Raw genomic sequence first — 18198 nt, 5'->3', positions numbered from 1 at the left:
TCATCAGTTTCCGTTGTCTTCGTCGGCCGAGCCGCCGACGGCCGCGCCGCCCATGGCGATGGCGCGCGCCCAGAGCGATGGCTCCACGTTGTGCACGTGCCAGTAGGGACTGAACAGGCTGCGGTGCTCGATGTAGCCGCCGGCAAAGCCCACGTTGTATTTGCCGACCTTCGAAGGATCGGCAACCGCGTTGTCGCGGCGCGCCCAGCGGTCTTGCGGCCGGCGGAAGTAGACCTGCGAGGTCGACACCGCCTTGATCTCGCGGCCCTGGAAGTTGTCGCGCAGGCCCGCCTTGCCATCGGCCGCGGAGTTGCCGAAGCCCGCGACCTCGCCCGTGCGCACCTTGTCGCCGCCTTTTTGCACCACGAGCGTGAAGGCCGGGCCCTTGTCGGTGTTCTTGCCCCACTTGAGCGGGTTGGCGCCCTTGAAGCCGTTTTCGGCAAGCCAGTTGTCCGATTCGTTGGCCACCATCGGCGGGTGGTCCTTGATCTCGGTGAAGCGGGGCATCGCCCAGCTCTTCGTGACGGTGCCGATGTCGGTGCGCGGGCTGTAGTGCAGCTTGGCGTTGAACACCAGCACCGCCATCGGGGCCAGCAAGAGTTCGCCGTTGCGATCGCGGGCGGCTCTCTCGAAGGATTCGCGCTCCATGTACGCGGTGTCGCCGACCTCGCCGTTCAGGCCACCGTAGGTGCGGCCCTCGCGGGCATAGCTGCGCAGCGTGAGGCGCTGGCCTTCCCAGCTTTTCATGTAGTTGGGTCCGCCCGCGGCGGCCGCGCCGGCACCGAGCCCGAAGCGGCCGCGCACGATGTCGTCCCAGCCGCCGATGAGATCGGTGTAGAGCACCCCGATGGGCAACTTGATCTCGATCGAATCGGCCGACTGCCAGCGAATGCGCCCGGTCTCGTCGCCCACGATGCCTTCGGTCGCGACCAGTTCGGTGCCCCCCTTCCACTCGAGGAGCCCGCCCATCATGTCGCCGGTGACATCGCCGAAGCCCGGCGGCGAGGTCGGGCTGCTGGAAATCATGCCCTGCATGGCGCCGGACATGCCCGAGGCGACCCAGCCGAGAACGTTGGGCAGGAAGCGGCGATTCTTGGTCCAGTCGTCGCGTGTGGCCTGGGCGGCATGCGCGAAGCGCAGCACCTCGTTGAACTCTTCGTCGTTGAAGGCGAGGCTGCCCGACTGGTGGTAGGTCTTGAGATAGGTTCCCACGTCGGCCACGAACTTGACGACGAAGATCGCGGTCTCGGCCGGCGGGACCGACGCGTCGGGATCGTTGGAGTTGACGACGTCCTTCACCAGTTGCGGCAACTGCGCCGTCGTGCCCACGAGCATCGCGACCTGGCTGGCCGAGATGCCCTGGTTGAACGCGCGAAGAATGTCGGCCCCGATCTGCAGCGGCTTGGCCGAGGGCTCCACGAAACCGGCAATGCGGTCGGCGGTGCGCTGCAGGCGTTGTGCCTTGGCCAGGTTGCCCAGGTACTGCAGGAAGAAGATCGGGCCCACGATCGGGAGGCGGCTGCGCTCGAGATTGCGCGCACCCTTGAGGGCCTCGGCGACGACCAGCCCCTCCTGGATGTTGGCCGCGCTCGTGATCAGCATGGCCATCGAGGTCTGCGCACTCGCCAGCGTCGCGATGCTCGCCTCGTTGGCGGCCATCGCGCGGTTGGTGTAGGCCAGGTAGTTGAGGGCGCGTGCCGTGAGCACGCTCGCGCTGTAGGTGGTCGCGTCGGCCGTGTTCTGCAGCTTCATCTTCTCGCGCGTGGCGGTGGCGGTGTTGTAGACCACCAGCACGCTCAGGAAGATGATCGGCAGCATCGCCACCAGGTACACGATCGCCTGGCCCGACTGGCGGGCCACGGTCGTGGAAAGCCTGGGAGCGACAGCCACGGCCGGACTCACGCGGGTGGCGTTACTTCGCGCCGTCCGCACCGCCCTTGGTGTAGGTGCTCATGTTCATGTTGACCTGGGCATTGGTGGAAGCCTTGCCCGCGGCGGTCTGCGCGTTGGTGACTTCGGCGCTGCCGGTCTTGCCGCCCACTTCCTGCGCCATGCCGGCCACCTGGTTGCGCATGGTCTGGCCGAAGAAGCTGAACACGGCGATCGCGGCGATGGCGATGAGACCCAGGATCACGAGGTACTCGGTCATGCCCTGTCCGCGGATCTTGATCTTCGCGGCAATACGGCGGCTCAGCTGGGTCAGACGATGGATTTGCATGGGAGAGGTTCCTGAAAGGTGGCTGAAAGAACAGGCGGATCGTAGGGACGCATCCATCGCGTGCTCGATACACTTTTTGCGAATGCCGATACGAATTGACGTTCAGGAAACATTCTCGAAATGCGCGAATTCTTTAGTTCTCCAAACTACCCGCCCCTTCGAAACGCAGCTGGCTCTGCCTGCGGAATTCGGTCGGCGTCACGCCCTTGATCTCCAGGAACCGGCGGTTGAAATTCGAGACATTGTTGAAGCCGACCTCGTAGCAGATCGAGGTGACATAGCGCTCGCTTTGCATCAGCAGCAGGCAGGCCTTGTTCACCCGCACCTGGTTCACGTAGCTCAGGAAGCTGTGGCCGGTGGCGCGGCGAAACAGCCGGCTGAAGCGGCCTGCGTTCATGCCGAGTTCGGCCGCGATGTCCGCCGCGCTGAGRTCCTTCGAGGGCTCGCTGGCGATGCGCGTCACGATGTCGTTGATGGCCTCGATGCCGTGGTCGCCGTCTGTCTGCATGCCTGACAGCAGGCGGTAGTCGGTGCACTGCGCCAGGTCGGCAAGGAAGTCGCAGAAGAGGCTGAAGCGCTTGAGGCCGCGCGCCTCCCTCACGCGCCCCCARTGCGCTTCGGCGGCGGCGGCCATGCCGAAGAACTCGATGCCGTAGCGCGCGCGCTCGAGCATGCGCACGGCTTCGAGCAACTCCGGAATCCGCTGGGCCGCCTCGAAGATCGGATCGTGCAGGAACTGGATCACCAGGTCGCGCCGCGGCACGCCTTCCGGTGGTGCGTCGAGCGAGATCCAGTTGTGRGGCAGCTTGGGGCCGCACAGCACGAGGTGCCCCGGCGCGAAGGAACCGATCCAGTCGCCCACGAAGGCCTGGCCCGAAGTGGCGACGATCAGGTGGAGCTCGTACTCCTCGTGGCAATGCCAGCGTGCCAGCGGCGTTGGAAAGCCATGCGCAAGGCAGCGCACCAACCCCACGTCGTTCGATGGCTCGTAGCCGAGGTCTGTCGAGCGGGCGAGCTCGACTTCGAGCTCGGGCAGGAGCTGACGCGGTGATCGCTGGATGGAACTCGGCATGACTCTTTACCTGGATGACAAGGGGGCGCGTTCCCGATCCTGGGGCGCGCGGGCGACACGTCGATGAAGCGGCGGTCTTCGGGATCGAACAGGTCTGCGGCGCGCTCGTCTGAACGACGAGCGCAGGACCTGGGTTCGCGCCGCGGAAGATATTGGCTGGGCCTTGCAATTGCCAGACCCTATGCGAACTACGAAGATTCGTATGCGCGCATGGCAAGCGCCGGATTCGTGCCGCCAGCGCTGTCTATACAGCCGGCTTTCGCCCCTCGCTTCCCATGAAAGCTTTCGCCCGGGCAGGCGCGATGAAGAGGCTTGCGCAGAAGCCTGTCTAGACGGCGGCGATCAGCGCCGCCAGCACCGTCACGCGCTGTGCTGCGAGGCGTTTGCGCATCGTGAGCACCGCGCGGTCCTTGCTGATCAGCAGCGCGCGTTGCGCGACCGCGAGATCGATGAAGACCTGGTCGTCGGGGTCCTTGCACACACACGGTGCGCGCGGTGGTGCATCGGCCAGCAGGTGCACGCGTGCATCGAAGGCCTCGAGCACGCTGGCTGCTTCCATCTGCCGCGACGCCAACCGCCTTGCGATCAGCGGGTAGCCGAGCACCCGCGCGAGCTCGCTGCGCATGGGTGCGGTGGCGAGCCAACGCAACTCGCCGGCCGCGAGTGCGGCCGCCAATGGCGCGCAGTCGGGGTTGTCGAACACGAGAAGGTCGAGCGCGATGTTGGTGTCGATGACGACGAGGCCGGGTTCTGGAAGGGTCATGGTTGCGCGGAAATGAGTACCGATGTTGCACCATCACAATATGCGCACCGCGCCCTCTTCGACGAAACACAGCCTCCCCTCATGAAACGACTCCCGCTGCTCTGCCTTGTCCTGCTCGCCTGCGCGGGTGTCCGGGCCGAGTGGTTGACCCTGACCGGCTCGCCCGGCGATGCGACCAGCAACTACGTGCAGGTCGATCCGACCCGCATCGAGATCGACGGCTCGCGCCGCGGCGTGACCTTGCGCATGAACTTGGCGCAGGACCGCACCAGCAAGGACGGCATCCAGTTCCGCTCGTTCGAGGCCCGGGCGAATGTCGATTGCGAAGCCCGCACCGCCCGCTATGCGAGCGCCAGCTATTTCGGCCAGCCGAACTTCGTCGGCGAGCCCGTTGCCGTCAGGCATTTCGAAGAAGACGACATCCGTCCCATGACGCTGCCCGGCGCCCCGCCCGAGCTGGCCGCGAAGACGGTGAACGCCGCGTGCAGCGTGGGCACCCGGTAGCGCAGGCCTCAGAAACCCCGCAGGTCGTCCACCGGCAGTGACAGGCCGCCGCCCGTGATCCGCTCCAGCGTGCGGCCGAAGACCTCGATGTCGTTGTCGAAGCCGCCATGCCCTGCCGCCTCCAGGATCGGCGCGCCCTTGGGATCGAGCGCGACCTGGATGCGGTCGTCCTTGACGCGCTGGGTGCGCTTGTCGAGCTTCGCAGCCTTGGCCGAGCTGCGCCAGACGGAGAGCGCCTCGCCGGTGTCCGACGAGCCGTCCCATCCCGAATAGGCCTCGTCGTTGACGCGGTCGAGGCCGAGGATCGGCATGTGCAGGTCCGCCTCCAGCGCGTTGGACACGAGGTAGAGCAGCGACTTGCGATAGACCTTGCCGACGTTGTCGTCGGCTTCGAGCTTGTCCGAGAGCACGTCGAGGTGCAGGCGCTCCATCACCGTCGCGTTGCTGGCGTAGTGGCGGTTCGCGAAGGCGACGGTGCAGGCCGGCGCGTACAGGTTCACCGAGGCGAGCCGTTCGCTCAGGCCGCCGTCGCGGCCGGCGCGCCGGCGTGCGCTCAGTGCGCTGAGCAGATGGCCGATGGCGATCGACCCGGCCGAATGACCGACCAGGTGCAGCTCGAACTGCGCCCCCCAGTTGCCGGCCAGCGCCTGGATCGCGTCCAGCAGCAGGTCGCCGCCGCGGCGGTCGGCGAACGCCAGTTCGGCGTTTTCCTTCATCTCGCTCCAGATCGGGCGTGCGAGTGGCCGGCCGATGCCCTTTTCGATCAGCAGGTCGGTCTTGTCGGTGATCCAGTCGCCCGCACCGGAACCGGCGGGCAGCGAAGGCAGCTTGCCGGCGATGATGCCGCCGATCGATTCGAAGAGGCCTGTCTTCCAGACCAGGAACAGCGGGTAGCAGCCGTTGCCGACGAAGTAGCGCCCCATGGCGCAGGCGCGCTGGATCGCCGCGTCCTCGTCGTTGAGGCCGCCATGCACGTAGAGCACCAGGCGCTTTTTGGCCGAAGGCTGGCGCCTGAACCAGTCGTCGGGCAGCACGCAGGCCTGCTGCTGCAGCTTGCGGGGCTGCTCGTCTTCGGTGAGGTAGCGGCTCACGCGGCCGTCGTTGCCCAGCACCACGCTGTGCTGGTAGGCCAGGCCGGTGTCCCACCACTTGCGGCGGTCCGCGGCCGAGGCGCTGCCGCGCGCCTCGGTGGCGGCGGCGCCGTTCACCGCGAGCCGGCCGGCCACCACGCCGGGCACGCCGAGCGAGACCACCCAGGCGTCCATCGCATGGGCCAGCCAGTCGAGGTAGCCGATCACCGCGAAGCCGCCCGCGCCCCATCGGTTGCCCCAGGAGTTCTGCAGGATGAAGCCCTGGGCGTTGAAGCCGACCAGCGCGAAGGCATGGCCGCCCTCTTCGGAGCGCCGGCCGTCGAAGGGAATGAGCGGAAGGTCGGCGTGCGTCTTCGGGGTCTTCGATGCCTTCACTTGGCTCCAGCCGTCGTGCGTGAAGGCCGAGACGAACACCGCCTGGTGCTGCGCGATGGCCGCCTGCATGTCGGTGATCGACGAAGTCTCGATGCGGTAGTAGACCCCGAGGGTGGTGTTCGCGGCGCGGTCGGCGAAACCGTACTTCGCGGTGTTCGACTTGTCGGCCGAGTAGGGCCAGTCCGACTCCAGGCAGACGCCGTTGTTGAACCAGCCCTTGAGCGCGCCGCGGCAGCTCGAGCCTTCGTAGTTCTCGCCCTCGTACTCGTCGTGGCGGCGCGCCAGCGTGTAGAGCATGCGCGGACTCACCGATTCCATCCTTGCCGGCGTGCGCGCCTTGACCCAGCGCAGGTAGTTGACGACACAGCTCAGGCCGAAGCCGGTGCAGGCGCCTTCCTGGCCCTGGTCGAGGATGAGCCCGGCCTTGTCGTAGGCCGGCAGGTACTTGCGCATTTCCTCCACCGGCGGGTGCTCGTCGGGCAGGCTGATCGCGGCGGGCTGGTAGAGCCGGTCACGCAGGTCGGCGGCGTCCTTGCGGGTGCGCAGGTCGGCGGTGCGGGGGGCCGAGGACTTCGGCCGGGCCGCTGCGGCGCCCGCGCCAACGCGTGCGACCTTGACCGCGCCTGCGGGGGCATCGCCCCACACCGTCTTCGCACGCTCGAACACATCCCTGAAGCGATCGAGCCCGTGCGCACCGCCATTGACCAGCCGGCGGGCCTCCTTCAGCCCGTCCTTGCCGCCGATGCCGTCGCTGCGGATCGCAGCGCGGAACTTGTCCGCCTTGTCGGCCAGGAAGAGCGCGAGCAGCACCGCCGCGATCTCGGGCGCATTGGCGCGGTCCGGGGTCGCCTCGAGCGGCATGCCGACGCGCTGGCCATAGCGCCGGTAGTTGTCCTTGCCGGTCAGCTGCACGAAGCCCCGGCCGCGATAGCGCTCGCCGTCGCCGGGCTGGCTGTTGCCCAGGTCGCCGCGCGTGTCGTAGAGGCTGAAGGGCGCGCCGCCGGGCGGCGTGTTGAATTTGGAGATCCCCTCCGGAATCGGCACGAAGCCTTCGGTCTCGGCCCGGATGGTGCCGAGCGCGCCGAGGATCATCGCCCGGTCGGTGAGCTTCGCGACGCCGAGCGCCGCCTCGATGTAGGGCAGGTAGCGCGCGATGTTCGCCGCCTTGGTGGCGGGGAAGAGCCTGCTCACATGCGCCACGTCGAGCGCGAGCTCGAACTGGCTCGTGTCGAGCGCGATGAGATCGAGCAGCAGCTGGCAGCGCGGCCCGATCACGCCATCGCCGATCAGCCCGACGCCGGCCTGCCATCGGCGGATGGCGGCATCGAAGTCGTCGTCGATCGGCGTGCCGGATCGGCTGAGCGACGCAAACAGGTCTGCGTCGCTGCCGAGTGCCTTGGCGAGGGCCTTGCGCAGACGGTCGACGTCTTCACCCACGCTGCCTTTGCTCATCAGGATGTCCATGCGCTTCCCCTTTGCGGGCCGTGGTGGCCGCGGAACGCATGGTGAGACGCACCCGAAGGCGCGTCCATCCATCAAATTGACTAGGCCAAGCGTCTCCCCTTCGCGAAACACGTGGAACCGGCTTCGCCGGGCCACTGGTGCTGTCCCCGGCCCGGGGGAAGGCGCAGCGACACGAAGTGCGCGCAGCCTGGGGGCGAGCCTATTTCCGCGCGGAGCCAGCGACCATGTCGAAGCGGAACAGTCGACACTCGATCGGCCCGTTCCACATCGGCACGCGGCGCGATTCCTTGAGCCGCATGTGCTTGGGCAGCTTCAGGTCGGGCGTGAGCACCCAGGCTGTCCAGCCGGCATAGTTCTTCTTCCAGTGGGCGGCGAGCTGCGGAAAGAACTCGCCGCCGTCGCCCTCTTCGGTCTGCGCCGATTCGCGGGCGCCGAAGCGGCCCGTGCCGGCCACGCCGCCGACTTCGATGCGCTCGCCGTACGGCGGGTTGAGCACGATCACCCCGCCTTCGGCCGGCGGCATGCGCTGCAGCGCGTCGCCGCCGCGGAACTCGATGGCTTCGGCCACACCGGCGCGCTCCGCATTGCGCTCGGCAAAATCGACCATGCGGTGCGAGACATCGGAGCCGAAGATCGCGACATCRCCCGCTTTCACGGCCGACTCGGCTTCCTTCCTGATGGCGTCCCAGACATGCGCCTGGAACGGCAGCAGCTTCTCGAAGCCGAAGCGCCTGAGCGATCCGGCCGCGATGCCGCGCGCGATCTGCGCCGCCTCGATCGCGATGGTGCCGCTGCCGCAGCAGGGGTCGTACAGCGGCTGCGCGGCCACGGTGCCGGTCTCGGGGTTCCACCAGCCGCTGGCGGCCAGCATGGCCGCGGCCAGGGTTTCCTTCAGCGGCGCATCGCCCTTGTCCTGGCGCCAGCCCCGCTTGAACAGCGGCTCGCCCGAGGTGTCGATGTAGAGCGTGCAGCTGTCGGTGGTCAGGTGGGCGAACACGCGGCAGTCGGGCCACTGGGTCTCGATGCTGGGGCGCACGCCGTTGGCCTTGGCGCGGAAGCGGTCGGCAATCGCGTCCTTGATGCGCAAGGTGGCGAAATTCAGGCTCTGCAGCGGGCTGTGCTGGGCGGTGGTCTCGATCTTGAAGGTCTGCTTCGGCGTGAACCAGATCTCCCAGGCCACGCCGCTCGCGATGGCGTAGAGGTCGTTCTCGTTGCGGTAGGGCGCATGGGCCAGCTCGACCAGCACGCGCTGCGCGAGCCGGCTGTGCAGGTTGAGCTTCAGGGCGTCGCGCCAGTCGGCGCGCACCCGCACGCCGCCGCGCAGCGTGAGCAGGTCTTGCCCGGCGCGGCCGGTCAGGGCATGCACCTCCTGGGCGAGGAACTCCTCGACGCCGGCGGCGCAAGGCAGGAAAAAAGAGAGGTCGTTCACGGGAAGTTGGCCATCGGGAAGCCCGACTAGGGGACTCCATTGTCGCCGCGTCACGATCCTTCTCTATATAGTCGATTTGCCGATGAATCCCACTCCCGCACCCCTGGTCGCCCCGGCCGCCGACAGCAGCGACCGCTTTGCGATCCAGTGCGAGGTGCTGCGGCTGTCCATCCGGCCCATCGGACCGGTGCTGCTGGTGCAGTACCTGCTGAACTGCGGCGTGGCGGCGCTGTTCGCCTGGCAGTACTCGCTGGCGCACGCGCTGGCGTGGATCGCGCTCATCACCGGGGTGACGGTGATGCGCGGCTTCTTCCCGCAGCGCCTGCCCGATCCCTTCACGCCCGGGAGCCTGCGCGCCGCACAGCGGCTGCATACGCTGCGCACCGCCATCTGGGAGCTGGCGCACGGCCTGGCCGGGGTGCTGCTGTTCAACCCGGACAAGCCCGACCAGCAATTGCTGCTCGGCTTGATGCTGATGGGCATGACGCTGTCGTCGGCCTTCTCGGTGTCGTTCTACACGCCGGCCACGCAGCTGGCGATCACGCTGCTGCTCGCGCCCGTGATCGTTGCCGGCCTCTGGCTGGGCGCGCCGACGATGATGGCCGTCGCGGTGATCGGCATCGGCCTGACCGCAATGATGTGGAAGCTGGTGGCCGAGCGCTCGCGCCAGCTCGAGGAAAACATCGGCCTGCGGCTCAACGAGCGCACGCTGCGCGAACAGGCGCTGGCCGGCCTGCGCGCCTCCGAGCAGGCGCAGGCCGAGCGGCTGCGCTTCTTCTCGGCCGCAAACCACGACCTGCGCCAGCCGGTGATGGCCATCGGCCTGCAGACCGAGGTGCTGCGCCAGCAGCTCGACACCGGCGCGGATGCCGGCGCGGTCCAGCACACCGTGACGTCGCTCGCCCGGGCGCAGCAGGCGCTGGAGGGGCTGACCAACCAGCTGCTCGAAATCGGCCGCATCGAAGCGGCCGTCGATCCGCTGCGGCCCGTGGCGGTGGCGCTGGCGCCGCTGCTGCAGGATCTGGCGCGCCAGGCCGGCAACGGCCGCGTGACGGTGCGCTGCCCGGCCGACGCCGTCGTCTGGACCGATGCGGTGTCGCTGCGCCGCGTGCTGGCCAACCTGGTCGACAACGCCGTCAAGTTCACGCCGCGCGGCCGCGTGCTGCTGGCAGTGCGGGCGCGGCGGCGCGGTGCCGAACGGGCCTGGCGCATCGAGGTGCGCGACAGCGGGATCGGCATCGCGGCGGAATCGCAGGAACGGGTGTTCGACGATTTCGAGCAGATCGGGAATGTCGAGCGCAACCTGCAGCACGGCCATGGCCTGGGCCTCGCGATCGTGCGGCGGCTGGCGGCGCAGCTCGGCATCCAGGTGTCGCTGCGCTCGGCGCCGGGGCGGGGTTCGGTGTTCGGCTTCGCGCTGCCCGCCGCATCCGGCAACGCAGCCGTGCCGCCCCCCGGCCCCACGCCGCAGGCCGGCCCCGACACGGCGCCCGTGCTGCGCCCCGGCCTCGCCGTGCTGGTGGTGGAAGACAACGCGGTGGTGGCCGACAGCCTGTTCGCGCTGCTGCGGCAATGGGAGGTGGCACCACGCGTCTACACCAGCGCGGCCGAGGCGCTGGCGCTGGCCGACCTGCAGGCGCTCGACGCGGCGCTGTGCGACATCCGGCTGCCGGGCGCGCTCGACGGCATCGCGCTGGCAGAAAGGCTGCAGCGGCAGAAGCCCTCGCTCACCATCGCGCTGATCTCGGCCGACATCAACGAAGCCACCCAGCGGCTCGCCATGGAGCGCGGCTGGCATGCGCTGCGCAAGCCGGTGCAGCCGGACGAATTGCGCGGCGTCCTGCTGCGGGCCCAGCAGCCGACCTGACGCGCGGTGCAGCTTGCGCTGGCACGGGCCGTGCAATGCTGTCATCACTTCCGAGATATGCTCCGCGCACAGGCCGCAGGTCCCGCCCCGATGTCCGTCGCCCCTCCCCTTCACCCCGTTGCCGCCGATCCGCACGGCCTGCGCAACCAGCGCTATGGCCTGGTCGCGATCGTGCTGCACTGGCTGCTCGCGGCCATGATCGTCACCTCCCTCGGCGTGGGGCTCTACATGACGGGCCTGCCCTTCTCGCCGCAGCGCCTCAAGCTCTACAACTGGCACAAGTGGGCCGGCATCACGATCCTCGTGCTGTCGGCGCTGCGGCTGCTGTGGCGGCTCGTCCATCGCCCGCCCGCGATACCCGCGCACGTGCTGGCCGCCATGCCGCGCTGGCAGCTGGCGGGCTATCGGGTCAGCCACGCACTGATGTACCTGCTGTTCTTCGCGGTGCCGCTGTTCGGCTGGGCCTACACCTCGGGCCTGGGCATTCCGGTCGTGTGGTTCGGCGTGCTGCCGCTGCCCGACTTCGTGCCGGTGGACAAGGATTTCGCCGAGGCCATACTCAAGCCGCTGCACAAGGGCAGCGCCTTCACGCTGGCGGGCGTCACGCTGCTGCACGTGGCGGCGGCGCTCAAGCACCACTTCATCGACCGCGACGGTCTTCTGAAACGCATGTGGCCCGGGCCACGCAAGGAATCTGCCGGATGACGCGCCTCTTTCGCCCCTTGTCCCTCCTGATGCTGCCGGCACTGGCCTTCGCCGCACCGATGCCGGCCGCCGCCGCGCCGGCCGCGAAGCTGGTGGCCGACAAGAGCCAGATCGTCTTCGTCAGCAAGCAGATGGGCGTGCCGGTGGAAGGCAGCTTCAAGAAGTTCGACGCCCAGATCGCCTTCGACCCGAAGAAACCCGAGGGCGGCACGGTCGCCCTGCAGATCGACACCGCGAGCGCCGCCTTCGGCGTGCCGATGAGCGATGCCGAGCTGCCCAAGGCGCCATGGTTCGATGCCGCGCGCTTTCCGCAGGCGAGCTTCCAGTCGACCGCCATCAAGGCGCTGGGCGACGGCAAGTTCGAGATGGCGGGCAAGCTCACCATCAAGGGCACGGCGAAGTACGTGACGGTGCCCGTCAGCATCGCGCCGGCCGACGGCTACCACGCGGTGGCCACCGGAAGCTTCACGATCCAGCGGCTCGACTACAAGGTGGGCGACGGCGAATGGACCGACACCTCGGTGGTCGGCAACGAGGTGCAGGTGCGCTTCAAGCTCACGCTCTCGGGCCTCGGGCCGCTTTGACGCCAACCCTCTTTTCTCATTGCACTCTTCCATGTTCCACACACCCACCGCCATGAAGAAGCTCCTCCTTGCCTCGGTGTTGTCGGCCACGGTCGTCCCGTGGGCCTCGGCCCAGGAATTCACCCCGCCCGTGGCCGCCAAACCTGCGGGCGGCCCCGCGAAGAACGCCAGCTACGTGATCGACCCGACGCACACCTTCGTGATGTACGAGATGGGCCACTACGGCACCACCACCAACCGCGGCCGCTTCAGCACCAAGGACGGCTCGGTGCAGATCGATGGCACGGGCACCAGCGGCAAGGTCGACATCACGATGGACATCGGCACCATCAACACCGGCGTCGACCTGCTCAACCGCCATGTGCAGAGCAAGGATTTCTTCAACGTCGCCGAATTCCCGACCGGCCGCTTCGTGGCCGACCGCATCGACATCAGCGGCGACAAGGTGGTCGACGTGCCGGGCACGCTCACGCTGATGGGCCAGACCAAGCCGGTGACGCTGAAGGCCGTGCGCTTCAACTGCTACCTCAACCCGCTGATCAACCGCCAGGTGTGCGGCGGCGACTTCGAGACCACCGTGCAGCGCAGCGACTGGGGCATCACCTGGGGCCTGAACTTCGGCTTCGAGAACAAGGTGAAGCTGCTGGTGCAGGTCGAAGCGGTAAACGTGCAGCAATAGCCGGAGCCACGCGATGATGGACACCACGCTTTCCCTGCTCGGCATCGCCGGCGCCATGGCCGTCGGCGCCATGAGCCCGGGCCCGAGCTTCGTCATGGTGGCGCGCACGGCCGTGGCTTCGCGCGGCGACGGGCTGGCCGCGGCGTTGGGCATGGGCGCAGGCGGCATCGTCTTCGCAATTGCGGCGCTGGCCGGACTGCAGGCGGCGTTTCTCGCGGTGCCGGGGCTTTACCTCGCCATCAAGGGCTTCGGTGGCGCGTACCTGATCTACCTCGGCATCCGCATCTGGCGCGGCGCACGGCAGCCGCTCACGATGACGCAGGATGCAGCCGGCACATCGCCCGGGCAGCAGGGCCGCGGCGGGCGCACCTTCCTGCTGGGGCTGGCCACGCAGGTCAGCAACCCGAAGACGGCCGTGGTCTACGCGAGCATCTTCGCGGCCTTCCTGCCGCGCGAGGTGCCGCTGGTGCTGGCGCTCGCGGTGCCGGTCGTGATCTTCTGCATCGAGACGGGCTGGTACGCCATCGTCGCGCTGGCGCTGTCCTCGGCGGCGCCGCGTTCGGCCTACCTGCGCTACAAGGTCTGGATCGACCGCGCCGCAGGCGGCGTGATGGGCCTGCTGGGCCTGCGGCTGGTCTGGTCGGCCGTGCGCGGCAACTGACCGGCCGGGTCTACAGCAGGCTCTCCGGCGTCAGCGGCGCCAGCAGTTCGAGCATCGTGCGGTCCCAGAAGCCGGAGTCGGGCTCCTCGTCGAGCACCGTGGTCTTGCCCGCTTCTTCGCTGATCCACTCGATGCGCGACGCGCTGCCTTCGGCGAAGCGCAGACGATAGGCGCCCTGCTGCTTGAGCACGTCGATGAGCTTGAGCGTCTGCTGCGCCATCTCGGCGCTGCGGATGAAGAGGCCGATCTCGGTGTTGTGCGTCTCGGAGCGCGGATCGAAGTTCATCGAGCCGACGAAGAGGATGCGCCGGTCGATCACCGCCGACTTGGCATGCAGCCGCCCCACCGAGGTGCCGAACAACCCGAGCCGCACGCTGCGCCGCGTGCGCGTGGTGCTCAGCTCGTAGAGGTCGGCGCCGAGCGTGAGCATCTCGGGCCGGTAGCGGCGGTACGCGGTGTGCACCAGCGGCTCGTCGGTGGCGGCGAGCGAGTTGGTCACCACGCTGATCTTCACGTTGCGCCGGCGGATCTCGCGCATCACCTCGAGCCCCGCGGCGCCCGGGATCAGGTAGGGCGAGACGATGGTCACCTCGGAGCGCGCGCGGCGCATCTGCTCGACCACGTTGTAGCGCACGCTGTCGACGTCGAGCAGCGGCACGCCGCCGTACGAGGCGGTCTTGCCGATCACGCGCTCGGGCGAATCGGCGTACGCCTCGGCGATGGCCCAGATCAGGCCGAGCTTGCCGGTGTCGAGGTCCTCGACCAGCGGGCTGTAGCCCAGCAGGTCGTTGGGGGCGGGCTTCGGCGGCGGCGGCGTGGTGTCGGGGCCGGTGGCGGCGTCGAAGCGCTTCTGCAGCTTCTCGCGCGACAGGCCGCTCGCCACCACCGACTGGATCGGCCGCACATGGACGCTGTTCCAGTACTGGTCGAACAGGGTGCCCAGGCGCGGGATCAGCGCGCCGGTCACGAAGGTGTCGAGGTCGATGAAGTTCTGGCCCGAGTTGCGCCTGAAGTACTGGTTGCCGATGTTGCGGCCACCCGCCACCGCCATCGCGCCGTCGGCGATGAAGAGCTTGTTGTGCATGCGCCGGTTGACGCGGCTGAAGTCGAAGAGCGAGGCGGTGAAGCGCCGCAGCAGGCTGCCGCGCCCGGCCGGAAACGGATTGAAGAGGCGCAGCTCGACGTTCGGCGTGGCGGCCAGCCCGAGCAGCAGTTCGTCTTCGCCCGAGGTGTAGAGGTCGTCCATCAGCAGCCGCACGCGCACGCCGCGCTGCGCCGCATCGCGCAGGGTGCGCAGCAGGTAGCGGCCGGTCTCGTCGTTCTCGATCTGGTAGTACTGCACGTCGAGCGTGCGCTGGGCGCGGCGCGCGAGCTGGATGCGGGTGTCGAAGGCGAAGTCGCCGCCCGGCATCAGGCGGAAGCCGCTGAGGTCGGGGTCGGGCTGGGAGGCCAGCGCGATCTTGCCGAGGGCCGTGTCGGCCGAGACGGCGAGGGCCTTGGTGGGCGGGCGTGGCGCTTCGTCGGGCAGGGTGGCGCAGCCTGCGAACAGCAACGATGCCGCCACGACGAAGACCCAGTGCCCACAACACGACAGCAGGCGACGGATCATCGGCGGCTTTCTACAGTGCCTTGCGCAGGTTGGCGGGCGCGATGCGCAGGGCTTCGCGGTACTTGGCCACGGTGCGCCGCGCGCACTCGATGCCCTGCTCCTTCAGCATCTCGGAAATCTGGCTGTCGGACAGCGGTTTCTTGATGCTCTCGGAGCTCACGAACTGCTTGATCAGCGCGCGCACCGCGGTGCTCGACGCATTGCCGCCGGTCTCGGTGCCGAGCGCCGAGCCGAAGAAGTACTTGAGCTCGACCGTGCCGAACGGTGTGGACATGTACTTGGCCGTGGTCACGCGCGAGATGGTCGATTCGTGCAGGCCCAGCTCGTCGGCAATTTCGCGCAGCACCAGCGGCCGCATCGCGAGCTCGCCGTGCACGAAGTAGCTCTTCTGACGCTCGACGATCGCATTGCTCACGCGCAGGATGGTATCGAAGCGCTGCTGGATGTTCTTGATGAACCAGCGCGCCTCCTGCAGCCGCTGCGACAGCGCCTGGCTGCCCTCGCCCTTGTGCGACTTGAGCGCACCGGCGTAGATGTCGTGCACGCGCAGGCGCGGCATCACCTCGGGGTTGAGCATGACGCGGAACTTCACGTTCGTGCCGCGGCCGATCTTGGTGACGATCACGTCGGGAATCACGATGTTGCGCTCGACGTCGACGAAACGGCGGCCCGGCTTGGGCTCGAGGCGCGCAATGATCTGCAGCGCCGAGCGCACCAGCTCTTCGTTGGTGCGCGTCAGGGTGGCCAGGCGCTTGAAGTCGCGCCGCGCGAGCAGCTCCATCGGCTGCTTGCAGATGGCGATGGCGGTCTTGCGGACCAGCGCTGCCTCCTCGGCCTCGTCCTCGCTGGCCAGTGCGCGCAGCTGGATGCCGAGGCATTCGCCCAGGTCGCGCGCGCCGACGCCGACGGGCTCCAGGCTCTGCAGCAGGCCGAGCGCCATCTGGAAGTGGTGCACGAGTTCGTCGAACTGGTCGTTGTCGTCGCCCGCAAGGCCCGAGGCCAGCGCGGGCAGCGAGTCTTCGAGGTAGCCGTCGTCGTTGAGCGATTCGATCAGGAAGCGCAGCGCGGCGCTGTCGTTCTCGTTCAGGCGCAGGCTGAGCGCCTGGCGGTGCAGGAACGATTGCAGCGATTCCTGGCTGCGCGCGAGCTCGGTGGCGTCGGCACGTTCGTCGTCGCCGAGGTTGTTCTGGCGCGCAGGCGCATCGCTGCCCCACTCGCTGTCGTCGGGCGCCATGTCGACGGTGCCGTCGCCTTCCCAGTCGGGCTCGCGCTCGGTGGTGTCGGCAGTGGCGCCATCGGCGTCGCTGGTTGCCGCGGTGTCGGTGGAGGCGGTCGTCGCGCTGCTGGCCGGCGCCGAGGCGAATTCGCTCTCGCCGGCCTCCTCGCGCGGCACGGGTGTGTCGACGGCATCGAGCCCGAATTCCTCGCGCGCCGCTTCTTCCGCGGTGCGTTCGAGGAACGGGTTCTCGTCCAGCATCTGCTCGACCTCCTGGCTCAGTTCGAGCGTGGAGAGCTGGAGCAGCCGGATCGACTGCTGCAGCTGTGGCGTGAGCGCCAGATGCTGCGAGACGCGAAGGGACAGCCCTTGCTTCATGGAGAACGCGACCCTCCCTTACATCCGGAAGTGCTCGCCCAGGTACACCCTGCGTACTTCGGCGTTGTCGACGATCTCCGAGGGTGTGCCTTGTGCCAGCACATGCCCGTCGCTGATGATGAACGCGTGATCGCAGATGCCCAGCGTTTCACGCACGTTGTGGTCGGTGATGAGCACGCCGATGCCGCGCTCCTTCAGGAAACTGATGATCCGCTGGATCTCGATGACCGCGATCGGGTCGATACCGGCGAAAGGCTCGTCCAGCAGGATGAAGCGCGGCTGGGTGGCCAGCGCGCGCGCGATCTCGACGCGGCGGCGTTCGCCGCCCGAGAGCGCGAGCGCGGGCGAGTCGCGCAGGTGGTCGACCCGCAGGTCGGCCAGCAGCTCGGACAGGCGCTCTTCGATGTGCTTCTTGGAAAGCGCCACCACCTTGCCGCTTTCGTCGGGTTCGCGCTGCAGCTCGAGCACGGCCCGCACGTTCTCTTCGACCGTCAGCTTGCGGAAGATCGAGGCTTCCTGCGGCAGGTAGCTCAGGCCCATGCGCGCACGGCGATGGATCGGCATGTGGGCGATGGGCTCGCCGTCGATGGTGATCTCGCCGGCGTCGGCACGCACCAGCCCGACGATCATGTAGAACGAGGTGGTCTTGCCGGCGCCATTGGGGCCGAGCAAACCGACGACTTCGCCCTTCTGCACGTCGAGCGAGACGTCCTTGACGACCGTGCGGCTGCCATAGCTTTTCTGCAGGCCGCGTGCGACCAGGCGGCTGCCCGGGACGTTGTTGGCTTCCTGGATTCCGGCGGTTTCGATCACTTGTGCCCTTCTCCCTCTCCACTGAGCGTGGTGGTCGAGCGCAGGCCGGTGCCAGGCGCGGGTGTGGGGGCCGGGGCCGCGGCAGGTTTCGCGCCCGCCGGGGCGGAGGCGCCGGGCTTCGGTGCGGCGGCCGCCTTGGGGGTGAGGATGGTCCTGACGCGTCCGCCCGGATTCGCCGCGTTCACGGCGGTGTTCGGCGGCACGGTGGAGCCGTTGACCGTGTAGGTGTCGTTGCTCTGGTCGTAGACGATCAGTGCGCCGGTGCTTTCGTCGTTCGGCGTGGCGCCCAGCAGGCGGCGCATGACGGCATTGCGGATGAACTTGACGTTGTCGGCGCGGCTGTCGTACTCGATGACTTCGGACTCGCCCTCGATCCACTCGTCGGGCGCATTGCGTTTCTGCTTGTAATAGGCCCGCTTGCCCGGCGCCGCCGTGACCACCCCGTACTGGTAGCCCTCGGCATCCTGGCGCACGTCGAGGCGCGCGCCGCGGATGATGATCGTGCCCTTCGTGACCAGCACGTTGCCGGTGAACACGCTGGTCTGTTTCAAGTCGTCGTAGCGCATCGAGTCGGACTCGATGTTCATCGGCTTGGTGCGGTCGGCCGTCTCGGCCAGGGCGCCCGAGGCGAGGCCGGCCAGCAACAGCGCGCCGATGGCCAGGTGGCCGATGCGACGAATGAGGGGGGGAGTGGTAGGGTAAGAATGCAATGTCATAGAGGCACGAAACTTGCTCTGAACCATTGTATGCGGCGGATTGCACCAGCCCAC

Annotated in this window: 16 protein-coding genes; 6 read left to right on the top strand and 10 right to left on the bottom strand. The window is 68.2% G+C overall.

Annotated features, from left to right (window positions below; genetic code table 11):
* Positions 1-3 precede the first annotated feature (3 nt).
* The 4 genes from AC1DXX_RS10410 to AC1DXX_RS10395 all read right to left on the bottom strand — a co-directional run bounded on the left by AC1DXX_RS10410 (position 4) and on the right by AC1DXX_RS10395 (position 4053).
* Positions 4-1890: a pilus assembly protein TadG-related protein gene (locus tag AC1DXX_RS10410; RefSeq protein ID WP_478134102.1), complete on the bottom strand. Its 1887-nt coding sequence runs from the start codon at positions 1888-1890 to the stop codon at positions 4-6.
* Positions 1891-1912: 22 nt separating this feature from the next.
* Positions 1913-2218, bottom strand: a complete 306-nt coding sequence (locus tag AC1DXX_RS10405) for a Flp family type IVb pilin (protein WP_478134101.1) — start codon at positions 2216-2218, stop codon at positions 1913-1915.
* Between the two features lie 133 nt (positions 2219-2351).
* Positions 2352-3290 (bottom strand): AraC family transcriptional regulator, encoded by a 939-nt coding sequence (locus AC1DXX_RS10400; protein ID WP_478134100.1) that lies wholly within the window; start codon positions 3288-3290, stop codon positions 2352-2354.
* A gap of 328 nt (positions 3291-3618) precedes the next feature.
* Entirely contained in the window at positions 3619-4053 is a 435-nt protein-coding gene (locus AC1DXX_RS10395; protein WP_478134099.1) for a putative toxin-antitoxin system toxin component, PIN family, read from the bottom strand.
* Between the two features lie 81 nt (positions 4054-4134).
* On the opposite strand from AC1DXX_RS10395, the gene AC1DXX_RS10390 reads away from it, so the two are divergent.
* Positions 4135-4557: a surface-adhesin E family protein gene (locus AC1DXX_RS10390; RefSeq protein ID WP_478134098.1), complete on the top strand. Its 423-nt coding sequence runs from the start codon at positions 4135-4137 to the stop codon at positions 4555-4557.
* Between the two features lie 8 nt (positions 4558-4565).
* On the opposite strand, the gene AC1DXX_RS10385 is transcribed toward AC1DXX_RS10390, so the two are convergent.
* Positions 4566-7475, bottom strand: coding sequence for a C1 family peptidase (locus AC1DXX_RS10385; RefSeq protein WP_478134097.1), 2910 nt, complete (start codon positions 7473-7475; stop codon positions 4566-4568).
* 211 nt (positions 7476-7686) lie between these two features.
* Positions 7687-8916 carry a THUMP domain-containing class I SAM-dependent RNA methyltransferase gene (locus AC1DXX_RS10380; protein ID WP_478134096.1) on the bottom strand — a complete coding sequence of 410 codons (1230 nt, stop codon included), beginning with the start codon at positions 8914-8916 and terminating at the stop codon, positions 7687-7689.
* An 82-nt stretch (positions 8917-8998) separates the two neighbouring features.
* On the opposite strand from AC1DXX_RS10380, the gene AC1DXX_RS10375 reads away from it, so the two are divergent.
* The 5 genes from AC1DXX_RS10375 (at position 8999) to AC1DXX_RS10355 (ending at position 13412) form a co-directional block, all read left to right on the top strand.
* A complete protein-coding gene (locus AC1DXX_RS10375; RefSeq protein WP_478134095.1) occupies positions 8999-10783 on the top strand; it encodes a sensor histidine kinase in 1785 nt (594 codons plus the stop codon).
* Positions 10784-10873: 90 nt separating this feature from the next.
* On the top strand, positions 10874-11488 hold the full coding sequence (locus AC1DXX_RS10370) for a cytochrome b (RefSeq protein ID WP_478134094.1): 615 nt from the start codon (positions 10874-10876) through the stop codon (positions 11486-11488).
* The gene (locus AC1DXX_RS10365) at positions 11485-12072 is read left to right on the top strand and encodes a YceI family protein (protein WP_478134093.1); all 588 of its coding nucleotides are present in this window, start codon (positions 11485-11487) and stop codon (positions 12070-12072) included. Before AC1DXX_RS10370 ends, AC1DXX_RS10365 begins: the two co-directional genes overlap by 4 nt.
* Positions 12073-12124: 52 nt before the next feature.
* Positions 12125-12751, top strand: a complete 627-nt coding sequence (locus AC1DXX_RS10360) for a YceI family protein (protein WP_478134092.1) — start codon at positions 12125-12127, stop codon at positions 12749-12751.
* Between the two features lie 13 nt (positions 12752-12764).
* Complete coding sequence (locus AC1DXX_RS10355; protein ID WP_478134091.1) at positions 12765-13412, top strand: LysE family translocator; 648 nt, start codon at positions 12765-12767, stop codon at positions 13410-13412.
* Positions 13413-13422: 10 nt separating this feature from the next.
* Here the strand turns inward: AC1DXX_RS10355 and AC1DXX_RS10350 are convergent, their stop codons facing one another.
* From AC1DXX_RS10350 to lptA, 4 genes are read right to left on the bottom strand one after another with little or no spacing between them, the layout of a single operon-like run.
* Positions 13423-15021, bottom strand: coding sequence for a phospholipase D family protein (locus AC1DXX_RS10350; RefSeq protein ID WP_478134090.1), 1599 nt, complete (start codon positions 15019-15021; stop codon positions 13423-13425).
* Between the two features lie 10 nt (positions 15022-15031).
* Positions 15032-16615, bottom strand: coding sequence for an RNA polymerase factor sigma-54 (gene rpoN / locus AC1DXX_RS10345; RefSeq protein WP_478134089.1), 1584 nt, complete (start codon positions 16613-16615; stop codon positions 15032-15034).
* 18 nt (positions 16616-16633) lie between these two features.
* Positions 16634-17428: an LPS export ABC transporter ATP-binding protein gene (gene lptB, locus AC1DXX_RS10340; RefSeq protein ID WP_478134088.1), complete on the bottom strand. Its 795-nt coding sequence runs from the start codon at positions 17426-17428 to the stop codon at positions 16634-16636.
* Positions 17425-18144: a lipopolysaccharide transport periplasmic protein LptA gene (gene lptA, locus AC1DXX_RS10335; RefSeq protein ID WP_478134087.1), complete on the bottom strand. Its 720-nt coding sequence runs from the start codon at positions 18142-18144 to the stop codon at positions 17425-17427. The genes lptB and lptA overlap by 4 nt, the downstream gene beginning before the upstream one ends.
* Positions 18145-18198: the final 54 nt, after the last annotated feature.

The sequence above is a fragment of the Variovorax sp. P4_B10 genome (assembly GCF_056402375.1).
Note: the sequence above shows the minus strand (reverse complement) of the source record. Positions and strands in the feature narration are given on the sequence as shown.

What these genes read in the sequence shown, in the direction of transcription:
- AC1DXX_RS10385 (WP_478134097.1), bottom strand. Translation starts at nt 7,475, where the DNA reads ATGAGCAAAGGCAGCGTGGGTGAAGACGTCGACCGTCTGCGCAAGGCC.
- rpoN (WP_478134089.1), bottom strand. Translation starts at nt 16,615, where the DNA reads ATGAAGCAAGGGCTGTCCCTTCGCGTCTCGCAGCATCTGGCGCTCACG.
- AC1DXX_RS10390 (WP_478134098.1), top strand. Translation starts at nt 4,135, where the DNA reads ATGAAACGACTCCCGCTGCTCTGCCTTGTCCTGCTCGCCTGCGCGGGT.
- AC1DXX_RS10350 (WP_478134090.1), bottom strand. Translation starts at nt 15,021, where the DNA reads ATGATCCGTCGCCTGCTGTCGTGTTGTGGGCACTGGGTCTTCGTCGTG.
- lptA (WP_478134087.1), bottom strand. Translation starts at nt 18,144, where the DNA reads ATGACATTGCATTCTTACCCTACCACTCCCCCCCTCATTCGTCGCATC.
- AC1DXX_RS10395 (WP_478134099.1), bottom strand. Translation starts at nt 4,053, where the DNA reads ATGACCCTTCCAGAACCCGGCCTCGTCGTCATCGACACCAACATCGCG.
- AC1DXX_RS10360 (WP_478134092.1), top strand. Translation starts at nt 12,125, where the DNA reads ATGAAGAAGCTCCTCCTTGCCTCGGTGTTGTCGGCCACGGTCGTCCCG.
- AC1DXX_RS10355 (WP_478134091.1), top strand. Translation starts at nt 12,765, where the DNA reads ATGATGGACACCACGCTTTCCCTGCTCGGCATCGCCGGCGCCATGGCC.
- AC1DXX_RS10370 (WP_478134094.1), top strand. Translation starts at nt 10,874, where the DNA reads ATGTCCGTCGCCCCTCCCCTTCACCCCGTTGCCGCCGATCCGCACGGC.
- AC1DXX_RS10405 (WP_478134101.1), bottom strand. Translation starts at nt 2,218, where the DNA reads ATGCAAATCCATCGTCTGACCCAGCTGAGCCGCCGTATTGCCGCGAAG.
- AC1DXX_RS10375 (WP_478134095.1), top strand. Translation starts at nt 8,999, where the DNA reads ATGAATCCCACTCCCGCACCCCTGGTCGCCCCGGCCGCCGACAGCAGC.
- AC1DXX_RS10365 (WP_478134093.1), top strand. Translation starts at nt 11,485, where the DNA reads ATGACGCGCCTCTTTCGCCCCTTGTCCCTCCTGATGCTGCCGGCACTG.